A 20589-nucleotide genomic window follows, 5' to 3' on the forward strand; every position below is an offset into this window, starting at 1 on the left:
GAAGATATTGTTAATGAATGTAGTCGAGCCTGGAATATTTTTGTTTCAGATGCATCTAGGGTGATAGATCTTTGCTCTAGAGATTGGATAAAAGTGGGAAGTTAATTAATCAAATTGGTATTAGTTCCAACAAGCTTTGCATTACTAAATTTTCTCAATGTCCATCTTCATGTCAAAAATGTGCGCTTAGCGGAAGTTAAACTAGAAAATTTTGCCATATATTTTGTAATGAACACATGTACGAATTGATGGATAGCTGACTGAGTATAAGTATATCAGCACGTTATGTAATATCGTGAACAGAGTTGAATACAATAAAACTTGGTGGTAACTTACTAAATATATTATAAAAAATGTGTCGCATAAATAGTTGTTATTGAAGTTTTCGACGGTTTAACCTGAAATGCGCACTAATACCTTGTTAGGATTAATAGAATCACATGCAATTGATTAAGCTCCGTTCAATGGGCGGTGAAGGCTTCTTTTATGCTATCGACATGATGGTGAATGAGCGCATATACCTATCTACCTGTGAACACATGAATGATATAGATGAAGGGATCTGGCGCTTTACAAGTGGACTTGATAAGGCTCATAGATCTGTTGGAAAAGAGTTTCGTGAATTAATTGATGCTCAACGTTTTACATGTTTTCTAGATAATATTGATAATCCTCTAATGTGGGCTCATTATGCTGGTGGATTTAGTGGAGTTGCTTTTATCTATGAAATTGATGAATTAAAATATGATGTAAGAGAAATTGACTACATTGGGGTTCCAAAAGTAACTAAATCCCAAGTTGAGCAAGTTTTATCTCGCAAAATCCTTCCGCAGGATATAGGTCTATTAAAGCAAAAAGAGTCCTATTGGGCATATGAAAAAGAACGACGTCTATATGTAAGTGATGGCTCTCAATATGTTAACAAAATGAAGCCAATGGCTATTGTCTTTGGCGCTCGTGATACAAAGTATATTGAGCCACTTCGCAAGATTGCAAGGATACTTGATATCCGAGTTGGTTACATGTCCCCTAAGTCAAGTTCGAAGTTTGTTGTAGAATATGATGATTAAAAATCCATACAAGGCATTTAGAATGAGGGGATACAGTTGGCTGAACAACATGTTAGCTTACTATTACTTAGCCCTTTAGTACGTTATCGATACAAAATCTAATCCGAAACGCCATTTCGACGTTAACTCCTAATGACCGCAAAGTAGCATTTAGCGACATTTCAATGATATTATTTAAGAAATGAATTTGTAAATAAAAACGCTACACATGTGCTACAAATAAAGAATGAAGTATAGGGTTGATCTGCTTAAGCTCTTGATTTTACTTGCTTTGTATTTTTATCTGCAAGTCATTAACAGGGCGTTATAAGCCCTATAGGATCTTCGGTGAACTCTAAACTACTGGATTATAAATTAACTTTTACATTATCAATTTTAATGATGTATCCCGGAGTCGCTTTTCTTTTAGTTTCAAATCATAGGTTTGAAAAGTTTTTGGTTTTTACGCTTGCTGTACTTATTGGAGGCTTCCTTTTCTATCAAAGTTATAATATCTTTAAAAGCGTTCAAGGGTTCTTGAAAAGGTTTTTTATTTCAACATTTCTTGTTAGTGGTTCTTTATGTATTGTTGCAGTCACACCTGAAGCTAAAAATGCATCCGCTGGTGCTTTTTTGTTTTTGTTTATTCCAAGTTTGTTTATATCAATCTATCTTTTGTACAAGTCCAAGCCTGCGTTAAAAGTTAAAGCATTGTACAAACGGGCATATAAGCCACTCAAGCAGGACAAATAACAGTTGGCTTTTGCTCCTGCGTCGCTTATTTTAGCCAACATATTATTTGCCTCTTAACGAGGCGTTGGTATGACTCCCCACGTTAAGTTCAATGCACTAATCCCTGCTCATAAAACAGAGCCATAATGTTCACTTCCACAATTAAGTGAGTTAACGCAGTAGATAAAGCAAGTAAATTCGTCGGTTATCATGCTGATATTATTGGATTATTAACCTGTTGGTTAACAGCGCCTACCTTACTTAGTCCGTCGTGACACCTATCTTCAGTCTATGCTCGTGGTTCAACAATAAATCAATACCGTTGCCATCCTAACGCCCTCGGTGGTTGTGCCACACCCGATGCTTGATCTGATACGTTAACTCAAAACTGTTTATCATGCAGGTAACCTTGCTATACGGGTTTTCGGATCGACAGGGGTTATCACAACCTCGCGTGATATGGCCCAAATGTAGGCAATCATTTCTCTCGCAATGGCCGTGACGACAACATTACGATGTTTCCCTAGCTGCATGAGTCGTTGATATCGACCACATAACCTAAGCTGTGCTTGCCAGGCAATATCAACAATTTCTTTGCTTAACCCTTCTTGTCGTTTTTGTATTTCCGTCGAGATGTTCGCTTTGTGTTTATAGGTTTGTGCACCTTCGATAAGCAATCTCCGTGCTCGACCATTCCCACACTTGGTAATTCTACCTAATCGTCGCTTATCGCCACTTGAACTTTCGCTAGGCACTAAACCAAGATAGGCCATGAGTTTTCTCGGATGATCGAAACGTCTTAAATCCCCTAATTCAGCAATGGTGCCAACAGCCACTAACATTCGTACACCACGCATGGCTTGTATCGCTTTAACGGCAGGGTAATATCGCCATTGCTTCACTTGGTGCTCAAGTTCATTCACTAATCGCGCAACGCGTTTTGTGATGGTTTGTATCATTTCTTGCAAAACAATTTGTTGACTATGGTGAGGTAAAATAAGTTCCGTTAACCACCGTAAATGCTGATTTGACCAATTATCTTTCACTACGCACTTAATGTTGTTTCTTAAAAACAATCCTTTGAGTTGGTATTTGGCATCCTTTAAATCATTCATTGCTGTTTCTCGCGCACGTGATAAATCACGTATCGCTTCATCTTCCGCCTCAGGTACATAAATGGTCGTTAGTTCTTCGGCTTTAAATAATTTAGCCAATTTTGCCGCATCGCGTTTGTCAGTTTTCACTTTATCCCCTGATTTTTTAGGGATAAGAGAAGGTGCGATGATATAGCAGCAGTGGCCTAAACTGGTTAACAGTCGATAAATCCAATAACCACAAGGGCCAGCTTCGTAAATAAAATGTAGTGTTGCTTTAGGATATTTTGACTGTAGTTGTCGAACGAATTTTATCAAGGCTGATTTGTTGGTCTTTATCTTGCCAAAGAACTCTGCTTTAGCGCCTCGTTCGTCTTTTAAAACAGCAAGTTGTGTAAATGTTTTATGAGTATCTAATCCAATAAAAATTATGCTATGGTTATTCATGCTAGCCTCCGCTTTAGTTGTTTGACACACTAATTATGGCACTGGCTTTTTAAGCTAACCCACGATAGGAGGTTAGCACCTCGTGGGGAGTCATTATGTCTAGCGGTCTCAATTGAACTTGTACATTATCTTGCACAAGTCATTATTTTTAGTTAGACTTGTCTTATTAACTGTACAACTAAGAAAGAGGGTAATATGAGAATCGTATCTTTTACTGAAGCAAGAAATGGGCTTAAATCTGTGCTTGATCATGTCGTAAACGACGCTGATTATACGGTAATTACACGTAGAGATTCTGAAGATGCTGTTGTTATGTCTATGGATCATTACAACAGCTTGATGGAAACTGTTCATTTATTAAAGTCACCTGCTAACGCAGTTCACTTAACCCGTTCTATTGAGCAATTTAAATCAGCTCAAGTGATTGAGCGAGAAATATTAAATGGCTAGGTTGTTAGCGTGGACCAATGATGCTTGGGCTGATTATGTATATTGGCAAGGGCAAGATAAAAAAACGCTTAAAAGAATTAATAAATTAATTACAGACACTAAGCGTTCCCCATTTGAGGGAATTGGAAAACCTGAGCCTCTAAAAGAAAATTTATCAGGTTTTTGGTCTAGACGTGTGGATGAATCAAATCGTCTTGTATATGCCGTTAGTGATAGTCATATAACAGTTATATCATGTCGCTATCATTATTGATTATAACCAGCAGCTATAAGGCGCTCAAGAAGGACTTTGATCTTCCCCCGCTTTAACGGACATAAATCTCATACTTCTATGACGCAAAGGGTCACAAACCGAGATAGGAAATATTAAATAAACTTTATATTTTTAATTACAATAACCGTGATTTTCAATATGTACAGGTTTTAATCCTGTCTATAATTTACCATGTAAAACAATATTATCTTTGTAATCATCTCCAGAAATATCACAGTATTTATATCGAGTTTTTTTGAATTAACGTATGTGATAAATACTTTAATTTTTTGTGAGTTTATCGGCTTTAAAGTTTGCAGCGATAATTGATTTGGCAAGTTGTGCTATGACTTGGTTAGGATACCACTGTTTTTCAAACACCCACGATTCTACACTTTGATCTTTTAAACGATTTTTCGTTGGATTAAAGTTGTTTGCTGTCCAAGTTGTTGGTGATTTTGATCGATTGTTAAAGAAGAAGTAGCGTTCACCATAAAGATTTGGTTTGATTCTATCAACATTATCATACCTTTTTTTGAAGATGGGTTTATTAGCCATGTTTTTAGAAAATTGTGAATTCATAATGTAAAATTGTGCATCATAGTGATGTCGACCTAACCAAAAGCCTTTTACACCATCGAAATAGCTATTATTAACAACCAATTTTTGAGCTGGGTCGAGCTCACCGTCATGCCATAATGTTGCCGATTGTTTGTTATTAACGAAGGTAGAGTTTTCAATAAGTGCCCAGCCTCTAGGACAAACCATGTCGGTATGGCCTTCAAAGTGACAATAGGAATGATAGTACATGCCGTTGCTTTTATTCCATAAACTTAGAGTGTCTGCACCATCAGCAACTACACTGCATTGGTGCAATATAATGCGGGTACCATTTTTGAAGCCCCTGATTGCAAATTGATGTTCATCAGTATGGTGTAATCGACCATAATTATTTATAACCGACAAGTTAACAATATTTACATCACTAGCATTGATATTAATCACGGCAGCTCCCCAATCGCTAGGATGATTATCACGCCAATCACTTCTCAATTCTGCATATTCTATTATTGTGTTTTTGGCTGAAGTACCAATTAAACTAATATTATTGCGGGTGATAAAGAGCTTTTCATTATATTTACCTGGCCTGATAAATATAATGACCTCCTTGTCATTAACGGTAGCGTTAATGGCTGATTGAATAGAGATGAAATCGCCATTACCTTGTTGATCAACAACATAAGTGTTGGTTATCTCTTTGCCTATTGGTGGTGTACTCGCCTGAATATTGTGATTAAATAGCGTTAATAGCAATATTCTAATAAGGAGATAAAGGTAATTTCTCATTTTTATATTCTCGCTATTGATCAATGAGGTCAGTGTTGATTTTAACAATAGCCCCTTTTTTCTGAATGACTTGGCCAGCGAGTTGATTACCAGCATTAGCGCATTGTTCAATAGGGGATGATTGAAACCAGTAAGCTAAAAAACCGGCATTGAAAGAATCTCCTGCAGCGGTGGTATCTACAACATTATCAACCTTCTTGGTAGCAAAATATTCTATTTTTGTATCAAATAATGCTGTATTGATACTGTATTGACAGCCATTTTCACCATCTTTAATAACGAGTTCTTTAACGCCTTGTTGATGTAGGCGAGTGCGACAATCTTCGATGGAATTATCTGCCCAAAGTTCGTGTTCATCTTCAAAAGTGACTAAGGCGAGTGTCGATAACGCGTATATTCTTTTCGTTATTTTTTGGCAATGCGCTTTACTTGACCACAATGCGGGTCGGTAATTACTATCAAAAATAATGTTAACGCCTGTATTAGCTAGCTTCGTAAGATAATGAACCAAAATTTCGCTGTCTTTTTCAGGCAATATAGCTAAGGAAATTCCTGAGAGGTAGATAGCATTAAAGCCTTTCAGTTTTTCAACAGTTTTCTCGAAATCACTGTGTTGTACAAGGTATTTAGCAGCTGAATCATTTCGCCAATACTGAAAAGTACGTTCGCCATTTGCATCATTTTGTATCATGTATAAACCGGCATGTTTATCAGGGTTTATTAAAACTGAGTCGGTATTGATACCATGATCTTGCCATTGTTTGATCAATGCCGTGCTAAGTGGATCTGACCCCATGCTTGATACATAATGAACACTAACAGTGCTACCAGCTAATTTCTTCAAGTAGATAGCCGTATTCATACTATCACCACCAAAGCTTTGCTTGATGGTGGTATGAGTTTTTACTGAGCTGGTGTCTCCTGAACTGCTTTGTTCTGAAACGTTCTGAACCATAGACAACTCAATCATGCATTCGCCTATAATGGCTAGGTTAATTGCAGACATTTACAAGGTAACTCCTTTTTTCCAGATAGCGACTTCACGAATATCATTTTTTTCATTACAGGTTTCTTGGCCATTAACTACAGCAACAAGTAGTTGAATAAACTGTTCGTGGGCTTCATGCATACTGGTATCGCCAATCAGTATGCCAGCATCAAAGTCTATCCAACGTTTTTTCTTGTTTGCTAACTCAGAATTAGTTGAAATTTTTAATGTTGGCACAAAACCACCATAAGGTGTTCCTCGGCCTGTTGTAAATAACACCATATGGCAGCCCGCAGAGGCAAGGGCGCTCGTGGCAATAGGATCATTACCTGGGGCGTTTAATAAATTTAACCCCGGCACTTTTAAGCGTTGACCATATTTTAGTACCGCTTGTACTTGGCTACTACCTGCCTTTTGGGTGCAACCGAGCGATTTGTCTTCTAAAGTGGTAATGCCGCCATCTTTATTACCGGGTGACGGGTTTTCATAAATAGGTTGATTATGGTCGCTATAATAACGCTTAAAACCATTGATCATATCAACGAGGTCATAAAAGGTGTCTTTGTCTTTGCAACGTGACATTAAGATAGTTTCAGCACCAAACATTTCAGGTACTTCAGTTAATACCGTTGTTCCGCCTTGCGCAATAAGATAGTCAGAGAAATAACCTAACAGTGGGTTTGCGGTAATGCCAGATAACCCATCACTACCACCACATTCTAAGCCAAATTTAACTTCGCTGAGTGTGCCTTTTTCACGTTTGTCTTTTCTGACTTCGCTATAAATATCTTCGAGTAACTGAACACCTTCTTCTATTTCATCTTCCGATTGTTGAGTGATTATAAACTTAACACGAGCAGGATCAAAATCACCTAAGCCCTCTTTGAAAACAGATAATTGATTATTTTCACAGCCTAAACCTACCACTAAAGCACCACCAGCATTAGGATGTAATACCATGTTTTGCAAGAGTATACGGGTTGTTTCTAAATCATCACCTAGTTGTGAACAACCAAATTGATGTGGGAATACATGCACGCCATCAATGTCGAGTTCAGGATTTTGAGCTAAAAACTCTTTTTTCATTTGAGCTATCATCCCATTCACACAACCAACGGTAGGAATTAGCCAAATCTCATTTCGAATGGCAACTTCACCATTAGCTCGGCGATAAATATTTACATTAGGAGAAGCGATTGCTGATTGTTGCTCAATAAGATCAGGTTGATATTTATACTGTAATTCATCACTAAGATTTGTTTTAATGCAATGGGTGTGCACCCAATCTCCTTGCTTAATATTTTGTAAAGCAAAGCCGATAGGTGCGCCGTACTTGATCACGTGTTCATTTTTATTTAGATCAACTAACGCAACTTTATGTCCCTTGCTGATATCTTCATTAATGTGTAGTTCAATATTATCGATACCAATGGTTTCGCCAGCTGTTAAATTTCTCATGGCGATGGCAACCGTATCTGTTGCGTGTAATTTAATAATAGCTTTCATATTACTTGCCTTTTAACGCTTGTGTTAACACGTTAGAAACACCTTGTTTTAACATAGCTTTTAGGTGAATACTAACTTGCTCAGTTAAGCCAGAAATTTCATTTAAGTTTTGTTCCCAGTGCCAAGACGCGCCTAAAACACCTTCTACTAACTCATTGACTCCGATCACTTTATTGTTATAACCCGTCCAAAGTTCATCAAATAATGCTAGCCATTGATCACTATCAGATAAATCAATTTTTTCGGCATTACGTTCACCTTTGAAGAATAATATTTGCCCAGCAATAGCCAACGCCATCATTGTAGGAACGGTATTTTGACTATCAACAAATTTTAATAGTTGTGGTAATAAACGTGTTTTGAACTTGGCCATACTATTTAATGAAATAGCCATTAACAGATGATGTATATAAGGGTTTCTGAAACGATTTAGCACATCATTAGCAAATGCTTGAAGTTCATTTTTAGGTAAATCTAAAGTGGGAATAATTTCATTAAAAATTAATGATTCTAAATATTGTTCGAATAAAGGTGTGGTTAATGCTTCACCAACAGCATCAATATTTGACATATATGCTAAGGGCACCAAAGCAGTATGAGCCCCATTTAAAATTGCTACTTTACGCTGTTTATAAGGCGAAATATCATCCACAATTACAATATTTAATGCACTCTCGTCTAAATGCAATAATTTTGCTAAATGTTTAGGTCCTTGAATAACAAATAAATGGAAATGCTCGGCGGTAACCATGAAGTTATCAAGGTAATTAAATTCTTCTTGTAGTTGTTGATGTTCATCTCGAGGGAAGCCTGTAACGATGCGATCAACTAGGGTTGAGCAAAAATAGTTAGCGTTGGTTAGCCAACTAACAAAGTTGTCGGAAAGTTGCCATAGCGCACAATATTGTAAAACAATTTCTTTCAGTTTTTCGCCATTATAATCAATAAGTTCACAAGGAATTATTACTACACCACTTTCAGTTGAACCGTTAAAAAATTCAAATCGATGATGTAGCCATTGTGTTAATTTTGCTGGAAATGCTTTTGCAGGAGTATCTGTTAATTTATCCAACTCAATATATTCAATACCAGCTTCTGTTGTGTTTGAGAAAATAATTTTCAAATCAGCGCTTTCAGCTAAAGCCATATACTTAGCAAAATCTTTATAGATCGGAATTTCTTCATTCACTGACGATATTATTCTAGTATCAGCTACAGCTTCTCCCTGTTCATTTAAACCTCGAATAATAGTGGTATACAAACCATCTTGCACATTCAATAGTGGTAAGGCGTCATAATCAATGGGGCGAATAATCGCAATGCCGGCATTAAGATCCGTGGTTTCATTTAATATATCAATTTGCCAATCGACAAAAGCACGAAGAAAGTTCCCTTCCCCAAATTGCATTATTTTGGTGGTGTACCTGCTTTTATTGAAGTTTACTCTGTTTAATTGTTGCATTAAATTATTTCCTATTTTCTTTAATGGAAGAATGTTATGTTATTTTGCCACCGGTGGCAAATTTTATTTGACAAAATGCCATCGGTAGCAAAGAATAGAAATCATCACTTAGTAAATGAAATATTTAAAGCAATGAAATTATTTAATTTGAACGGAAAAAAAGCACTAGTAACCGGGGCAAGTAGGGGACTAGGCCAAAAAATTGCGGAAGGTCTAGCATTGGCTGGCGCGGAAGTTATTTGTAGTAGTAGTAGTAAAGGTGGTTGCTTGCAAACCATAAGTAATATTAAGGCTAAAAACGGTGTGGCGCATGAGTCAAATGTGGATTTAAGTGATGCTAGTTCAGTGAAGTTTTTTGCGGCGGAAGTACTAGCTGAGCATGGTTGTATCGACATATTGGTGAATGTTGGCGGCACTATACATAGAGAGCCTGCTGTTGATTATTCCTATATTGAATGGCAAAACGTTATGAAGGTGAATCTTGATGCGAGCTTTTTATTAGCACAAGCTTTTGCACCAAGTATGATAGAAAAAGGGCAAGGAAAAATTATTAATATTGCCTCAATGCTCTCTTATAGCGGCGGCATGACAGTACCAGCTTACACGGCTAGTAAACATGCTATTGCCGGTTTAACAAAAGCCTTGGCGAATGAGTGGGCAATAAAAAACATTCAAGTAAATGCAATAGCCCCCGGTTATTTTAGAACAGATAATACACAAGCCTTACAAGATGATGCAAGTCGTAATATGGAAATTGAAAAACGGATTCCTGCTGGCGTATGGGGTGAACCAGAACAATTACAGGGCGCTGCAATTTTCTTAGCCTCTAGTGCTAGTGACTATGTAAACGGTCATATATTAGCGGTAGATGGTGGTTGGTTAGCAAGATAAATAGCAGTATAAATTAAGAATAAATTAAGAATAAATAGAGAGCACTATGTCTACTGAAATGGAAAACCGTTATGCCGTTGGCCCGAATGAGGTTAAAGGCTTTGATACAACGAAATTACGAAATGAATTTCTTGCTGATAAATTAATGCAAGCAGGAAAAATTTATTGGGTTTATACCCATTATGAACGTTTTATGGTGGGTGGTGCTGTACCTACATTGGAACCTCTAGTGTTAGAGACATTAGATGCATTAAAGGCGGATAGTTTTTTACATGGTAGAGAATTAGGTGTCATTAATGTGGGTGAATCAGGTACGGTTACGGTTGATGGAGACGTTTTTCGGTTAGGATATAAAGATGCACTTTATTTAGGACGGGGTTGCAAAACGGTTGTTTTTACTAGTGATGATGCTACAAAACCGGCTAAATTCTATTTAAACTCAGCTCCTGCGCACAAAAAATATCCTAATAAATTAGTGACCGGTACTGATGCGAATGTTTTGCACTTGGGCGAATTAGTGACTTCAAATAAACGCGACATCAATCAAATGCTGATTAATACTATCGTTCAAACGTGTCAGCTGCAAATGGGATTGACCTCATTAAAGCCGGGTAGCATATGGAATACCATGCCGGCACATCAGCATGATAGACGTAATGAAGTTTATTTCTATTTTGAAGTTCCAGAAGGGCAAGCGGTATGCCATTTTATGGGGGAGCCACAAGAAACACGTCATATTTGGGTGCAAAATGAGCAAGCAGTGATTTCCCCTCCTTGGTCGATCCATTCTGGAGCAGGCACTCAAAATTATAGCTTTATCTGGGGTATGGCAGGTGAAAATTTAGATTATGATGATATGGATAAATATCAACCCAATGAATTGCGATAGTAATATTGATTTTTACTATTTCATCCAATAGATAAGAAGTGTTCATGATGAAAAATAAATTGTTGATTAAAGCGTTTAGTATCGCTTTAACGCTGTTTCTTGTTAGCTGTGTTAACGAAAATAAAAAAACAACCTTAACCTTAGGTCACACACTTGATACTCGTCATGTAGTGCATTTAGCCATGGAGTTTATGGCAAAGCGTTTAGGGTTTTACTCGAACGGGCAAATGGAAATTGTTATTTACCCTGGTGGCCAGCTAGGCTCTGAAAGGGAGATGATCGAGTTATTACAAATTGGTAGTCTAGCCATGACGAAAGTTTCGGCAAGTCCTTTGGAAGGTTTTGTTCCTGAAATGCAGGTATTTAGTATTCCTTATTTAATGCGTGATAGAGAACATTTTTGGCGAGTGTTAAACAGTGATATTGGTCAAGGTTTATTAAAGAAAGTAGAAGCGGTTCGACTAAAGGGGATGGGATATTACGATGCTGGCAGTCGTAGCTTTTATACGACTAACGGCCCGATAAATACACCAGATGATTTAATTGGAAAAAAAATACGTGTATTAAATAGTCCAACTGCAGTGGCGACAGTGCAAGCATTAGGCGGCGCGGCTACGCCTATAGCTTGGGGCGAATTATATGCGGCTTTACAACAAGGTGTGGTTGATGGCGCAGAAAATAACCCTCCCAGTTATTACCTGTCCCGTCATTATGAAATAGCTAAGTATTACAGCTTAGACGAGCACACTTTTGTGCCTGATATTATTTTATCTAGTTTGCCTGTATGGCATTCGTTAACTGCAAAGCAGCAAGGTTGGCTAAGTGCTGCGATGGCAGATTCGATAGCTTATCAAAAATCTTTATGGGAAAAAGCATCAAACGACGCGCTAGCTGAAGTAAAAGCAGCGGGAACAATTATTGTGTACCCAAACAAACAAGCATTCCAAGATAAAGTTGTTGATTTTCATGCATCTTTTGCGAATAGCCCTGTGGGTGAGCAAATAACAAAAATTAAAAAAATGTAAGGCTGATATTATGCATAAGCTTATGCTGTTTATAAGTAAATCATTAGAAAAAATATTGATGTTTGCCATGGCTGCCATCGTTTTTACGGTAACTTGGCAAGTGTTTTCACGTTTTATTTTACAATCGCCTAGTTCTTATACAGAGGAATTAGCACGCTATTTGTTAATTTGGATCGGTATTTTAGGTTCAGCTTATGCCTATAAAGCAAAAGCCCACTTAGGTTTAGATTTATTTGTTGAAAAATTAGCACCCGCGAAGAAAATTAAAGTACGTATGTTAATCGAAGTGTTGGTCATTGTTTTTGCTTGTAGCGTGATGATTTATGGTGGTTCTTTATTGATGTCGATGACAATAGAGTTAAAACAAACTTCGGCCGCATTGGGCATTAATATGGGCATTATTTACAGCGCTATTCCGTTGTCAGGAATTTTAATTGTGATGTTTGCTCTTGATAATATTGTGCAGTTACGTAAAGCAAGGCTAGGTACTCAAGATACGGTAAATCAAAATATAGTAAAAGGAACGTTATAATGGATTTTACTGCAATTGTGCTGCTAATTAGCTTTTTTATTTTACTGTTTTTAAATGTGCCTATTTCCATTTGCATTGGCTTAGCAACTTTATTGTCATTGACGATGCATATGGATTTTACTCCAGCATCAATGACTATCGCTCAACAAATGGCAGGGGGGATTGATAGCTTTGCTTTATTGGCAATACCTTTCTTTATTTTATCAGGTTTAGTGATGGGGCAAGGGGGAATTGCCAAGCGCTTAATTGAATGTGCAATGGCTATTATAGGTTCATTACCCGGTGGTTTAGCGTTAGTTAATGTTATGTCATGTATGTTATTTGGTGCTATTTCGGGCTCTGCCGTTGCCGCCACATCAGCCATTGGTAGTTTTATGGTACCAGAAATGAAAAAGCATGGTTATAGCGCCGAATTTGGTGCTGCGGTGACGGCATCAGCAGCAACAACAGGTATGCTTATTCCACCTAGTAATATTTTAATTATTTATGCTATTGCAAGCGGTGGCGTTTCTATAGCTGCTTTATTTGTTGCGGGATATGTACCGGGAATTCTAGTTGGTTTAGCGCTTATGCTTGTTTGCTCACTCTATGCTATTCATCATAAGTATCCGGTTACTGCACGTTTACCAATAAAAGTAGCTTTAACGAAAGTATTTGCAGCATTCCCCAGTTTGTTTTTAGTTTTTATTGTTATTGGTGGCATTATTGGAGGCATTTTTACAGCAACTGAAGCGGGTGCCATCGCGGTGATTTATGCCTTGCTGTTGTCGGTCATAATTTATAAAGAAATTAATATTAAAGAATTACCTACATTATTGCTTAAAGCTTGTGAAACAACAGCGATTGTTATGTTAATTATTGGCGCATCATCCGCAATGTCTTGGCTGTTGTCATATACACATATACCTCAAATTATTAGTGAATTCTTTTTAACCTTAAGTGATAATCCTTTGGTGGTGCTCTTGCTTATTAATTTGATTTTAATTGTTGTGGGCGCTTTTATTGATATGACGCCTGCCATATTAATATTTACCCCAATATTTTTACCAGTAGCAGAACAGTTTGGTATGTCACCTATTCAGTTTGGTATTATGATTGTATTGAATTTATCAATCGGTTTAGTTTCACCACCGGTGGGTAGTGTGCTTTTTGTTAGTTGTGCGGTGGCAAAAACCTCAATTCATAAAATTATTAAACCTATGTTACCTTTATATGCGGTAATGTTTTTAATGTTGATGTTAGTTACTTATGTACCGGCAATTAGTGAGGCGCTGCCAAGATTCTTTGGTTTAATAGGTTGATAGTGTAAAATACTTTACTCTGGTAGAGGGAACTATTCATTCAATAAGTTTAGTTCAGACAAATAATAAGATGGCTTTCAATGCAAGATAAAAAAATAACGATTAACGATGTGGCTAAACTTGCGGGTGTATCAAAACGCACCGTTTCTCGCGTAATTAATCGCTCTCCTTTGGTGGGAGAAAACACATTAAAGAAAGTTGAAAAGATAATCAAAGAGGTTAATTTTAGCCCCGATAAACAGGCAAGAGGCTTAGCGTCTAGTCGCTCCTATTTACTAGGTTTGATTTATGATCATGATGATTCTCTATCTATCGTTCAAGTTCAGCAAGGCGCGTTGAGTGTTTGTGCTCAACTAGGCTATGAATTGGTCGTTCATCCTTGTAAATCAAAAGAAACTGATTTTATTGAAGAGTGTATCAACTCCATTAACCGTTCAAAATTAGATGGCGTTATTATTTTGCCGCCAATCTCTGAGAATAAACAATTAGCCGCGGCATTAAGGGCGGCGAACTGTCCTTATGTTCGCATAGCGTCAGTTGATTTTGATGATAAGCTTAATATTGTCGTTTCAGATGAGCGTACTGCGATGAAGGAAATGGCTGAACATTTTGTTGACTTAGGTCATAAAAACATTGCCTTTATTTCTGGACCGCTTAGTTATCGTTCTTCCATAGAGCGTATGGAAGGTTTTTTGTTTGAGTTAAGATCCGCTAATATCGAGATAGCTGAATCGCACATACTCGAAGGTGAAAACAGTTACGAAAGCGGTATGAAATGTGCGATGGAATTATTGACTAAAGAAACAAGACCCACCGCTATTTTAGCAAATAATGATGAAATGGCCACGGGTGTTATTCGCGTTGCTAGTGATTTAGGGATAAAAATTCCGGAAGAATTATCGGTAGCGGGTTTTGATGATAATATTTATGCCTCAAGAATTATTCCGTCGTTAACCACGATTAAAAGGCCTATTGAAAATATGGCTGCTTTAGCCAGCCAAAAGCTTATCAATAAAGTACAAAGTGAACATAGCGCGCCAATCAAATTGTGTGGTGAAGTAAAACCACACCTAATTATTAGAGAATCTACCACTAAAAAAAGCACTTAACACTTATTTGCTTTATACAAATAGAAGAGAGAATTTTAATGAAAATAGCCTTAATGAATGAATTTAGTCAAGCATCAAAAAATGCTGTGGTATTAACTGAATTACAAGCCGTTGCAGCAGAGCAAAATCATACGGTGTTTAATGTAGGTATGAGTGATGATAATGACCATCGTCTAACGTACATTCATTTAGGTATTATTGCTAGCTTATTGTTAAATGCTAAAGCGGTTGATTTTGTCGTTAGCGGTTGTGGCACAGGACAAGGTGCATTAATGTCCTTAAATGCTTATCCGGGCGTTACTTGTGGATATTGTATTGACCCGGCTGATGCGTTCTTATTTGCACAAATTAATAATGGTAATGCGTTAGCGCTTCCTTTTGCTAAAGGCTTTGGTTGGGGAGCAGAGCTTAATATTCGTTATATTTTTGAAAAAGCTTTTACAGGTAGAAAAGGACAGGGCTATCCCCCAGAGCGCAAGGAATCTCAAGTGGCCAATGCCGGTATTTTAACCGATGTTAAAAATGCTTTAGCTAAAGATTATATTTCTGGGTTAAAAGCGCTTGATGTTGAGTTACTAAAAACAGCTGTTGGTGGTGAGCGTTTTCAATCCTGTTTTTTTGAACATTGCCAAGATGTTGAACTGGCTAAATTTGTAAGATCTTTACTGTAAATTTATGTTTATGTTTCAGGTTTAAGTTATAACACTGTGGGAAGTTGATGTATGTTACGATGTTTTTACATTCTATTTTATGCTTATACCTCTAATGCTTTTTCTCAAAATAATAGTGTTCACCTCGAAAAAAGTGCATATAGCATTACCTCTACATATCAGAAATTAATAGCCAAATACCCCGAAATTACCTTACCTATTTTAGCATTACCTCCAGGGGGAACACTTAAAAATAATATCCCCTATAAAGTGCTGAATAATAGATCATTAACACTTGATGTGTATTCATTGAAATCACAAATTAAAAAGCAACCTTTGATTATGTTAATTCATGGCGGCGGTTGGCAAAGCGGGCAACCAAGTTTAATGCGACCATTGGCTATAGGCTTAGCTAAACATGGTTATGTGGTGGCGGTGGCAAGTTATCGCTTATCAGGCGAAGCAAAATATCCGGCAGGTGTGTATGATTTAATTGATGCTTTATTATGGTTAAAAGAGCATTCAGCCAACTATAATATTGATGATAATAACATTGTTTTGGCCGGCACTTCTGCCGGGGGTCAGTTAGCTGCATTATTAGCTTATAGTGGTGGTCAATTAACAGCACAGCCTAAAATAGGTACACCCTTTACGGTGCAAGCACTGCTTAATATTGACGGACTCAGTGATTTTACTTCGCTTGAAGCGTTACCATTTGAAAATGATCCTAAAAAGAATCCAAGCGCAGCAGGTGCATGGTTTGGTGGGAGGTATGAAGAAGTGCCCGATTTATGGAAGCAAGCCTCACCTATTTATTATATCAATGAAAAATCCCCTCCAACCTTATTTTTAAATGGTGAAAAAACGCGCTTTCATGCTGGAAGAGATGCTGCTATCGATCAGTTAAACCGCCTGAATATACATTCAAAAGTAATTAAACTTGATAATGCTCCTCATTCTTTTTGGTTATTAAATCCGTGGTTAGAACCGACTATTGCGGCATGTGCTGATTTTTTAGATCATACGTTAAATATAACCCTATAGGCTTTGTGAAATAGAGCTTATTTTTTAACTATCTTTTCTATAAAATTATCGAGCCCACTCTTGGTTCGTTTCACTTCTTGAATAGTGCCATCCGGGTTAAAGTTAATATATTCAGCTGCAGTGTGTCTTTGCCTTTTTTCACAGTTATCGTTAGGTGTATTTAACCATCGGTGATAAAAAATAAGCCATTGTCCTTTATATTCAACAATTGAGTGATGATTATTACTTTGTGCTTCCTGCGCCATAAATACTCCTTGGTATTTCCAAGGGCCAGTAGGACTATTAGCTGTGTAGTAAGTTAGAACTCGGTTGTTTTCAGGCATAGTAAAATAATAAATGTCGTTTCTTTTAAATACCCAAGGTCCTTCCATTTTTGGTTCGTAGCCTCCCATATCCATTTTTTGAAGCTCACCTTTAACACTACGTAAATCATCAGCTAGTTCAGCAACATAATAATCACTATTGGAGCCATGAAAATATAAGTAAGGTTTACCGTCATCATCGATAAAAATACTGGGATCATTTGCATAAGGTTTAGTCCATAAAGGTGCGCCAATAGCATCTTTAAAAGGCCCGGTAGGTGAATCACTAACGGCAACGCCAATTCCCATCCATTTAGTACTGTTTTTGGGGTTTTGACGATCTTTAAAGCCGCTGCCAGCAGGAAAAAATAAATAGTATTTACCATTTTTATAAGTAGCGTCAGGAGCCCAAGCGTAATTGTCAGCCCAAGAGATATCATCAACAGATAAGCTAACGCCGTGATCTGTCCAGTTAACTAAATCGCTTGATGAAAAAGTATGCCAATCTTTCATGTGAAAATCTGTTTGGCACTCTTCATCATGCGAAGTATAGAGATACATTTTACCATCTGACCAAACATGGCCTGATGGATCAGCCGTTTTAATTTTACTACCAAAATCCAGAGGATTTTGTGCAAAGCTCATAAAAGCAGTCATTGAAAGCACCAGTAGTGGTAACTTAAAAAATGGTGTTGACATAAATAGCATTCCTTTTTTGATAAAACAATGACCCTTGCATGTCTTCTAGCTCAGTACCTTAGGTTTCATGAACATATTTAATAACAAAAAGTACGGATAATGCTGCACTAATTGCGTAAAACCATAGGCGCCGGCTAAACTACTTTAGAACGTAAATAGGGTTAAATTGCCGCTTTTAAAGCAAACACTCAAGGAGTGCTCGCTTTATTACTTTTCTAGTAAGTGGCTTATTTCAATTCCTGCCAAAATAAAGGGGACATTGCCTTTAGGGTCATTGTTATAAATAGGCTCTTGCATATAATAATGATAACTACCATCTCGACCAAAACCTAAACCGGCGACATAACATTGTTGTGTCATGCTTATTTCGCCATTAGCGTGTAGAAGTACAAAGTTATCTATCATGCCTTGATAGGCTTTTAATGATTTTGGTTCATATATTTCAGATGATATATAACCCTTGTTTATCGCTTTAGCTAAAAAGTAGGTGAACATTGCGCTAGCACTTGACTCTTTGTAGTTACCAATCGCGTTAGGTTTATCCATAATTTGCCACCAAGTACCGGTTTCATTATCTTGTACTTTAATGATGTCGGCGGCTATTTCTTGTGATAGCTCAATTAACTGCTGACGTTGTTCGGTATTTTCTTCTGGAAAAGTGTCAAGTACGTCAACAATAGCCATTGCTAACCAGCCCATACCTCTTGCCCAAAACTCAGGCGATAAACCAGTGGATTTATCAGCCCAATCTTGTTGTTTTAATTCATCCCAACCGTGGTAATACAAACCTGTTTTTTGATCACGCAAATATTTACGAGTAAGTAGAAATTCATTAACCACTTCATCTAAGCTATGTTTTTGTTTTTCACCGGTCTCAAACATCATGGCGTATTCTGCTAAAAACGGCATACCCATGTAAACACCATCTAACCATAACTGGCCGGTATATTTTTTCTTATGCCAAAAAGCACCTTCTGACGTTTTAGGTTGTTCAGCTAATTGTTTACGTAAAGTTTTTGCAGCAATACGGTATTTATCTTCGCCGGTTTGTTTAAATAATGTGAGTATATTTCTACCTGGCGCTACATTATCAATATTAAAATTATTTAGTTTGTACCTGCCTATATCACCTTGTTCGTTAATATAGGAACCGGTGTTTCTTTCAACAATACCTTTGTATTTATCTTCACCGGTTAATTGTGCTAGTTTCTCATATGACATAGGTATCATACCGATAATATCGTACTCAAATTTAGGCTTACGTTGGCGATGTACATCCCAGCCACTGTAGTGATAACTTAACGTTTTTCTGGTCAATTCTGAATCGGCTAGCGCTTTGCTCCAGTTTAATGCGGTATCAGCGGTTAATGGTTTGCTTGCTTCTTTTAGGGTTAAGGCACTTTTAATTTGAATACGTGGTTGTAGGGTCAGCTTTTCAGCTTCTTGTTTTAAATAATGAATAAAGTCATCTTTGGTTGAAATACCACTTTCGGGTTGCCATGCGGCTGAGAAATAATAATTAACTTGCTGCTGATTTTTTTGGCCAACAGGTTTTAGTATGGCTAGGTAATTTTTATCGTCTTGGGTTATTTGAGCTAAATCACCTTTTTTAAAAAATACCGCCATACCAAGCATAGAGCCATCAAGGCTCTGTTTACCCCAACTAGCGATATAGGTATAGGCTTTATTGGTTATGTTGGTGCTACCTTGAATAAATTCGGTGCCATTATGTTTTACCACACCAGCAGCGATGGTATTCACATCTTTCGTTAGTGCTAAATTTATTTTAGCTAATCTGCTACCACCGTACATAGAAATATTAGCGGTGAGATCTTGCTTGTGTAGGCTGTTTTGCCAGCCTTGATAATTAATTTGAACACTTGAATATAAATTGCCATTGCTAGTGATTTTAGCTTGCCATTTTTCTACATCAGTAACGAGTTCTAATTTTTTTTGTTGCCATAAACCAAAACCGCCTGCGCCAAGTGAACTACCTACTTTGAGAATATCCATTCCCCAATTTTCTAAGTGATGATATGACTCGTAGCCATCTTGACCTATGTTTTGTAATATAGGCGCATTTGTTTTTTTACCAAAAATATCAAAACCGTTGCGCCAATCAAGGTAAATACGATAACCAACTTTATCTGACTCTATTCCAGGACCTTCATAGCGGATCCAATTTGAATGATCAGTATATTGAGGAGGAGGGGTTAGCTCGGTAACATTCTCAAAATGACCACCAATATACTCTTGAAATTGATTCTCTTTTGCGTGAGCGGGTGGTTTGGTATGCGTTACCCATTGACCGCCCACTTTATGAGATATTTCTGCTTGCGTTAATTTAATTTCTTGATGAGTATGAGCTGTTGTTGATTTGTTAATAGTAATCGCTAATGCCTGACCTGCAGCCATATCACTGAGAATAAATAGTCCATCGTTCTCACCGTTATTGTCGATATCAACGGCTTGACTTGCGATGGCCTTTTGTCGGTAAGTCACTTGCAGGTGAGCTATATTATCATCGGTGTCGGATAGCCCTAAATCATAATAACTGACATAAATTGGTTGCTGAGAACGTATAAAATTTGAAGGATTAGTAACCGAGATATTGGCGACAAAAAGTGATGATTCACTGTGACTTATATTAATTGAATTGATTTTTTTATTCGATATGTCACTACCACAGGCGCTTAATAATACTGTAATGCAGCTGACTGTGGTAAATTTCGCTATTGTTGTGTTTAATTTCATTTTATATTTCCAGCATTGACCTGTTGGTTATAACACTTGTTGAGCGCTCTATAATTAAGATTGTT

At 37.2% G+C, this 20589-nt stretch carries 19 protein-coding genes; 12 read left to right on the forward strand and 7 right to left on the reverse strand.

Annotation, left to right across the window (positions count from 1 at the left end; translation table 11 throughout):
• Positions 1 to 440 precede the first annotated feature (440 nt).
• Together H4J41_RS00385 and H4J41_RS00390 are read left to right on the forward strand one after the other, a co-directional pair.
• Positions 441 to 1070 (forward strand): DUF2971 domain-containing protein, encoded by a 630-nt coding sequence (locus H4J41_RS00385; protein WP_182135580.1) that lies wholly within the window; start codon positions 441 to 443, stop codon positions 1068 to 1070.
• Between the two features lie 327 nt (positions 1071 to 1397).
• Complete coding sequence (locus tag H4J41_RS00390; protein WP_182135579.1) at positions 1398 to 1802, forward strand: hypothetical protein; 405 nt, start codon at positions 1398 to 1400, stop codon at positions 1800 to 1802.
• A 374-nt stretch (positions 1803 to 2176) separates the two neighbouring features.
• On the opposite strand, the gene H4J41_RS00395 is transcribed toward H4J41_RS00390, so the two are convergent.
• Positions 2177 to 3322 (reverse strand): IS110 family transposase, encoded by a 1146-nt coding sequence (locus H4J41_RS00395; RefSeq protein WP_182135578.1) that lies wholly within the window; start codon positions 3320 to 3322, stop codon positions 2177 to 2179.
• A gap of 195 nt (positions 3323 to 3517) precedes the next feature.
• On the opposite strand from H4J41_RS00395, the gene H4J41_RS00400 reads away from it, so the two are divergent.
• Entirely contained in the window at positions 3518 to 3772 is a 255-nt protein-coding gene (locus H4J41_RS00400) for a type II toxin-antitoxin system Phd/YefM family antitoxin (protein ID WP_182135577.1), read from the forward strand.
• Positions 3765 to 4025, forward strand: a complete 261-nt coding sequence (locus H4J41_RS00405; protein ID WP_182135576.1) for a Txe/YoeB family addiction module toxin — start codon at positions 3765 to 3767, stop codon at positions 4023 to 4025. The genes H4J41_RS00400 and H4J41_RS00405 overlap by 8 nt, the downstream gene beginning before the upstream one ends.
• A 282-nt stretch (positions 4026 to 4307) precedes the next feature.
• On the opposite strand, the gene H4J41_RS00410 is transcribed toward H4J41_RS00405, so the two are convergent.
• Genes H4J41_RS00410 through H4J41_RS00425 form a run of 4 tightly spaced genes read right to left on the reverse strand, consistent with a single transcriptional unit; the run spans position 4308 to position 9328 of the window.
• Positions 4308 to 5420: a pectinesterase family protein gene (locus H4J41_RS00410; RefSeq protein WP_259364590.1), complete on the reverse strand. Its 1113-nt coding sequence runs from the start codon at positions 5418 to 5420 to the stop codon at positions 4308 to 4310.
• Positions 5386 to 6378, reverse strand: coding sequence for a sugar kinase (locus H4J41_RS00415; protein ID WP_182135575.1), 993 nt, complete (start codon positions 6376 to 6378; stop codon positions 5386 to 5388). Before H4J41_RS00415 ends, H4J41_RS00410 begins: the two co-directional genes overlap by 35 nt.
• Positions 6379 to 7866 carry a UxaA family hydrolase gene (locus tag H4J41_RS00420; protein WP_182135574.1) on the reverse strand — a complete coding sequence of 496 codons (1488 nt, stop codon included), beginning with the start codon at positions 7864 to 7866 and terminating at the stop codon, positions 6379 to 6381.
• Between the two features lies 1 nt (position 7867).
• On the reverse strand, positions 7868 to 9328 hold the full coding sequence (locus H4J41_RS00425) for a tagaturonate reductase (RefSeq protein ID WP_182135573.1): 1461 nt from the start codon (positions 9326 to 9328) through the stop codon (positions 7868 to 7870).
• A gap of 132 nt (positions 9329 to 9460) precedes the next feature.
• Here H4J41_RS00425 and H4J41_RS00430 point away from each other — a divergent pair, with 132 nt between their 5' ends.
• From H4J41_RS00430 to H4J41_RS00465, 8 genes are all read left to right on the forward strand, one after another.
• Positions 9461 to 10219 (forward strand): SDR family oxidoreductase, encoded by a 759-nt coding sequence (locus H4J41_RS00430; protein WP_182135572.1) that lies wholly within the window; start codon positions 9461 to 9463, stop codon positions 10217 to 10219.
• Positions 10220 to 10265: 46 nt separating this feature from the next.
• Positions 10266 to 11108, forward strand: a complete 843-nt coding sequence (gene kduI / locus H4J41_RS00435) for a 5-dehydro-4-deoxy-D-glucuronate isomerase (protein WP_182135571.1) — start codon at positions 10266 to 10268, stop codon at positions 11106 to 11108.
• 44 nt (positions 11109 to 11152) lie between these two features.
• Positions 11153 to 12133, forward strand: a complete 981-nt coding sequence (locus H4J41_RS00440) for a TRAP transporter substrate-binding protein (RefSeq protein ID WP_182135570.1) — start codon at positions 11153 to 11155, stop codon at positions 12131 to 12133.
• A gap of 10 nt (positions 12134 to 12143) precedes the next feature.
• Entirely contained in the window at positions 12144 to 12665 is a 522-nt protein-coding gene (locus tag H4J41_RS00445; protein WP_182135569.1) for a TRAP transporter small permease, read from the forward strand.
• The gene (locus tag H4J41_RS00450) at positions 12665 to 13966 is read left to right on the forward strand and encodes a TRAP transporter large permease (protein ID WP_182135568.1); all 1302 of its coding nucleotides are present in this window, start codon (positions 12665 to 12667) and stop codon (positions 13964 to 13966) included. Before H4J41_RS00445 ends, H4J41_RS00450 begins: the two co-directional genes overlap by 1 nt.
• A gap of 80 nt (positions 13967 to 14046) precedes the next feature.
• Positions 14047 to 15075, forward strand: coding sequence for a LacI family DNA-binding transcriptional regulator (locus tag H4J41_RS00455; protein ID WP_182135567.1), 1029 nt, complete (start codon positions 14047 to 14049; stop codon positions 15073 to 15075).
• Between the two features lie 38 nt (positions 15076 to 15113).
• Complete coding sequence (locus H4J41_RS00460) at positions 15114 to 15746, forward strand: RpiB/LacA/LacB family sugar-phosphate isomerase (protein ID WP_182135566.1); 633 nt, start codon at positions 15114 to 15116, stop codon at positions 15744 to 15746.
• Positions 15747 to 15797: 51 nt separating this feature from the next.
• Entirely contained in the window at positions 15798 to 16769 is a 972-nt protein-coding gene (locus tag H4J41_RS00465) for an alpha/beta hydrolase (protein ID WP_182135565.1), read from the forward strand.
• A 17-nt stretch (positions 16770 to 16786) separates the two neighbouring features.
• Here H4J41_RS00465 and H4J41_RS00470 read toward each other — a convergent pair whose 3' ends face one another.
• Together H4J41_RS00470 and H4J41_RS00475 are read right to left on the reverse strand one after the other, a co-directional pair.
• A complete protein-coding gene (locus H4J41_RS00470) occupies positions 16787 to 17770 on the reverse strand; it encodes a family 43 glycosylhydrolase (RefSeq protein ID WP_182135564.1) in 984 nt (327 codons plus the stop codon).
• A gap of 207 nt (positions 17771 to 17977) precedes the next feature.
• Positions 17978 to 20524: a glycoside hydrolase family 88 protein gene (locus tag H4J41_RS00475; protein WP_182135563.1), complete on the reverse strand. Its 2547-nt coding sequence runs from the start codon at positions 20522 to 20524 to the stop codon at positions 17978 to 17980.
• Positions 20525 to 20589 lie beyond the last annotated feature (65 nt).

The sequence above is a fragment of the Colwellia sp. MB3u-45 genome (assembly GCF_014077005.1).
Taxonomy (GTDB): Bacteria; Pseudomonadota; Gammaproteobacteria; order Enterobacterales; family Alteromonadaceae; genus Cognaticolwellia.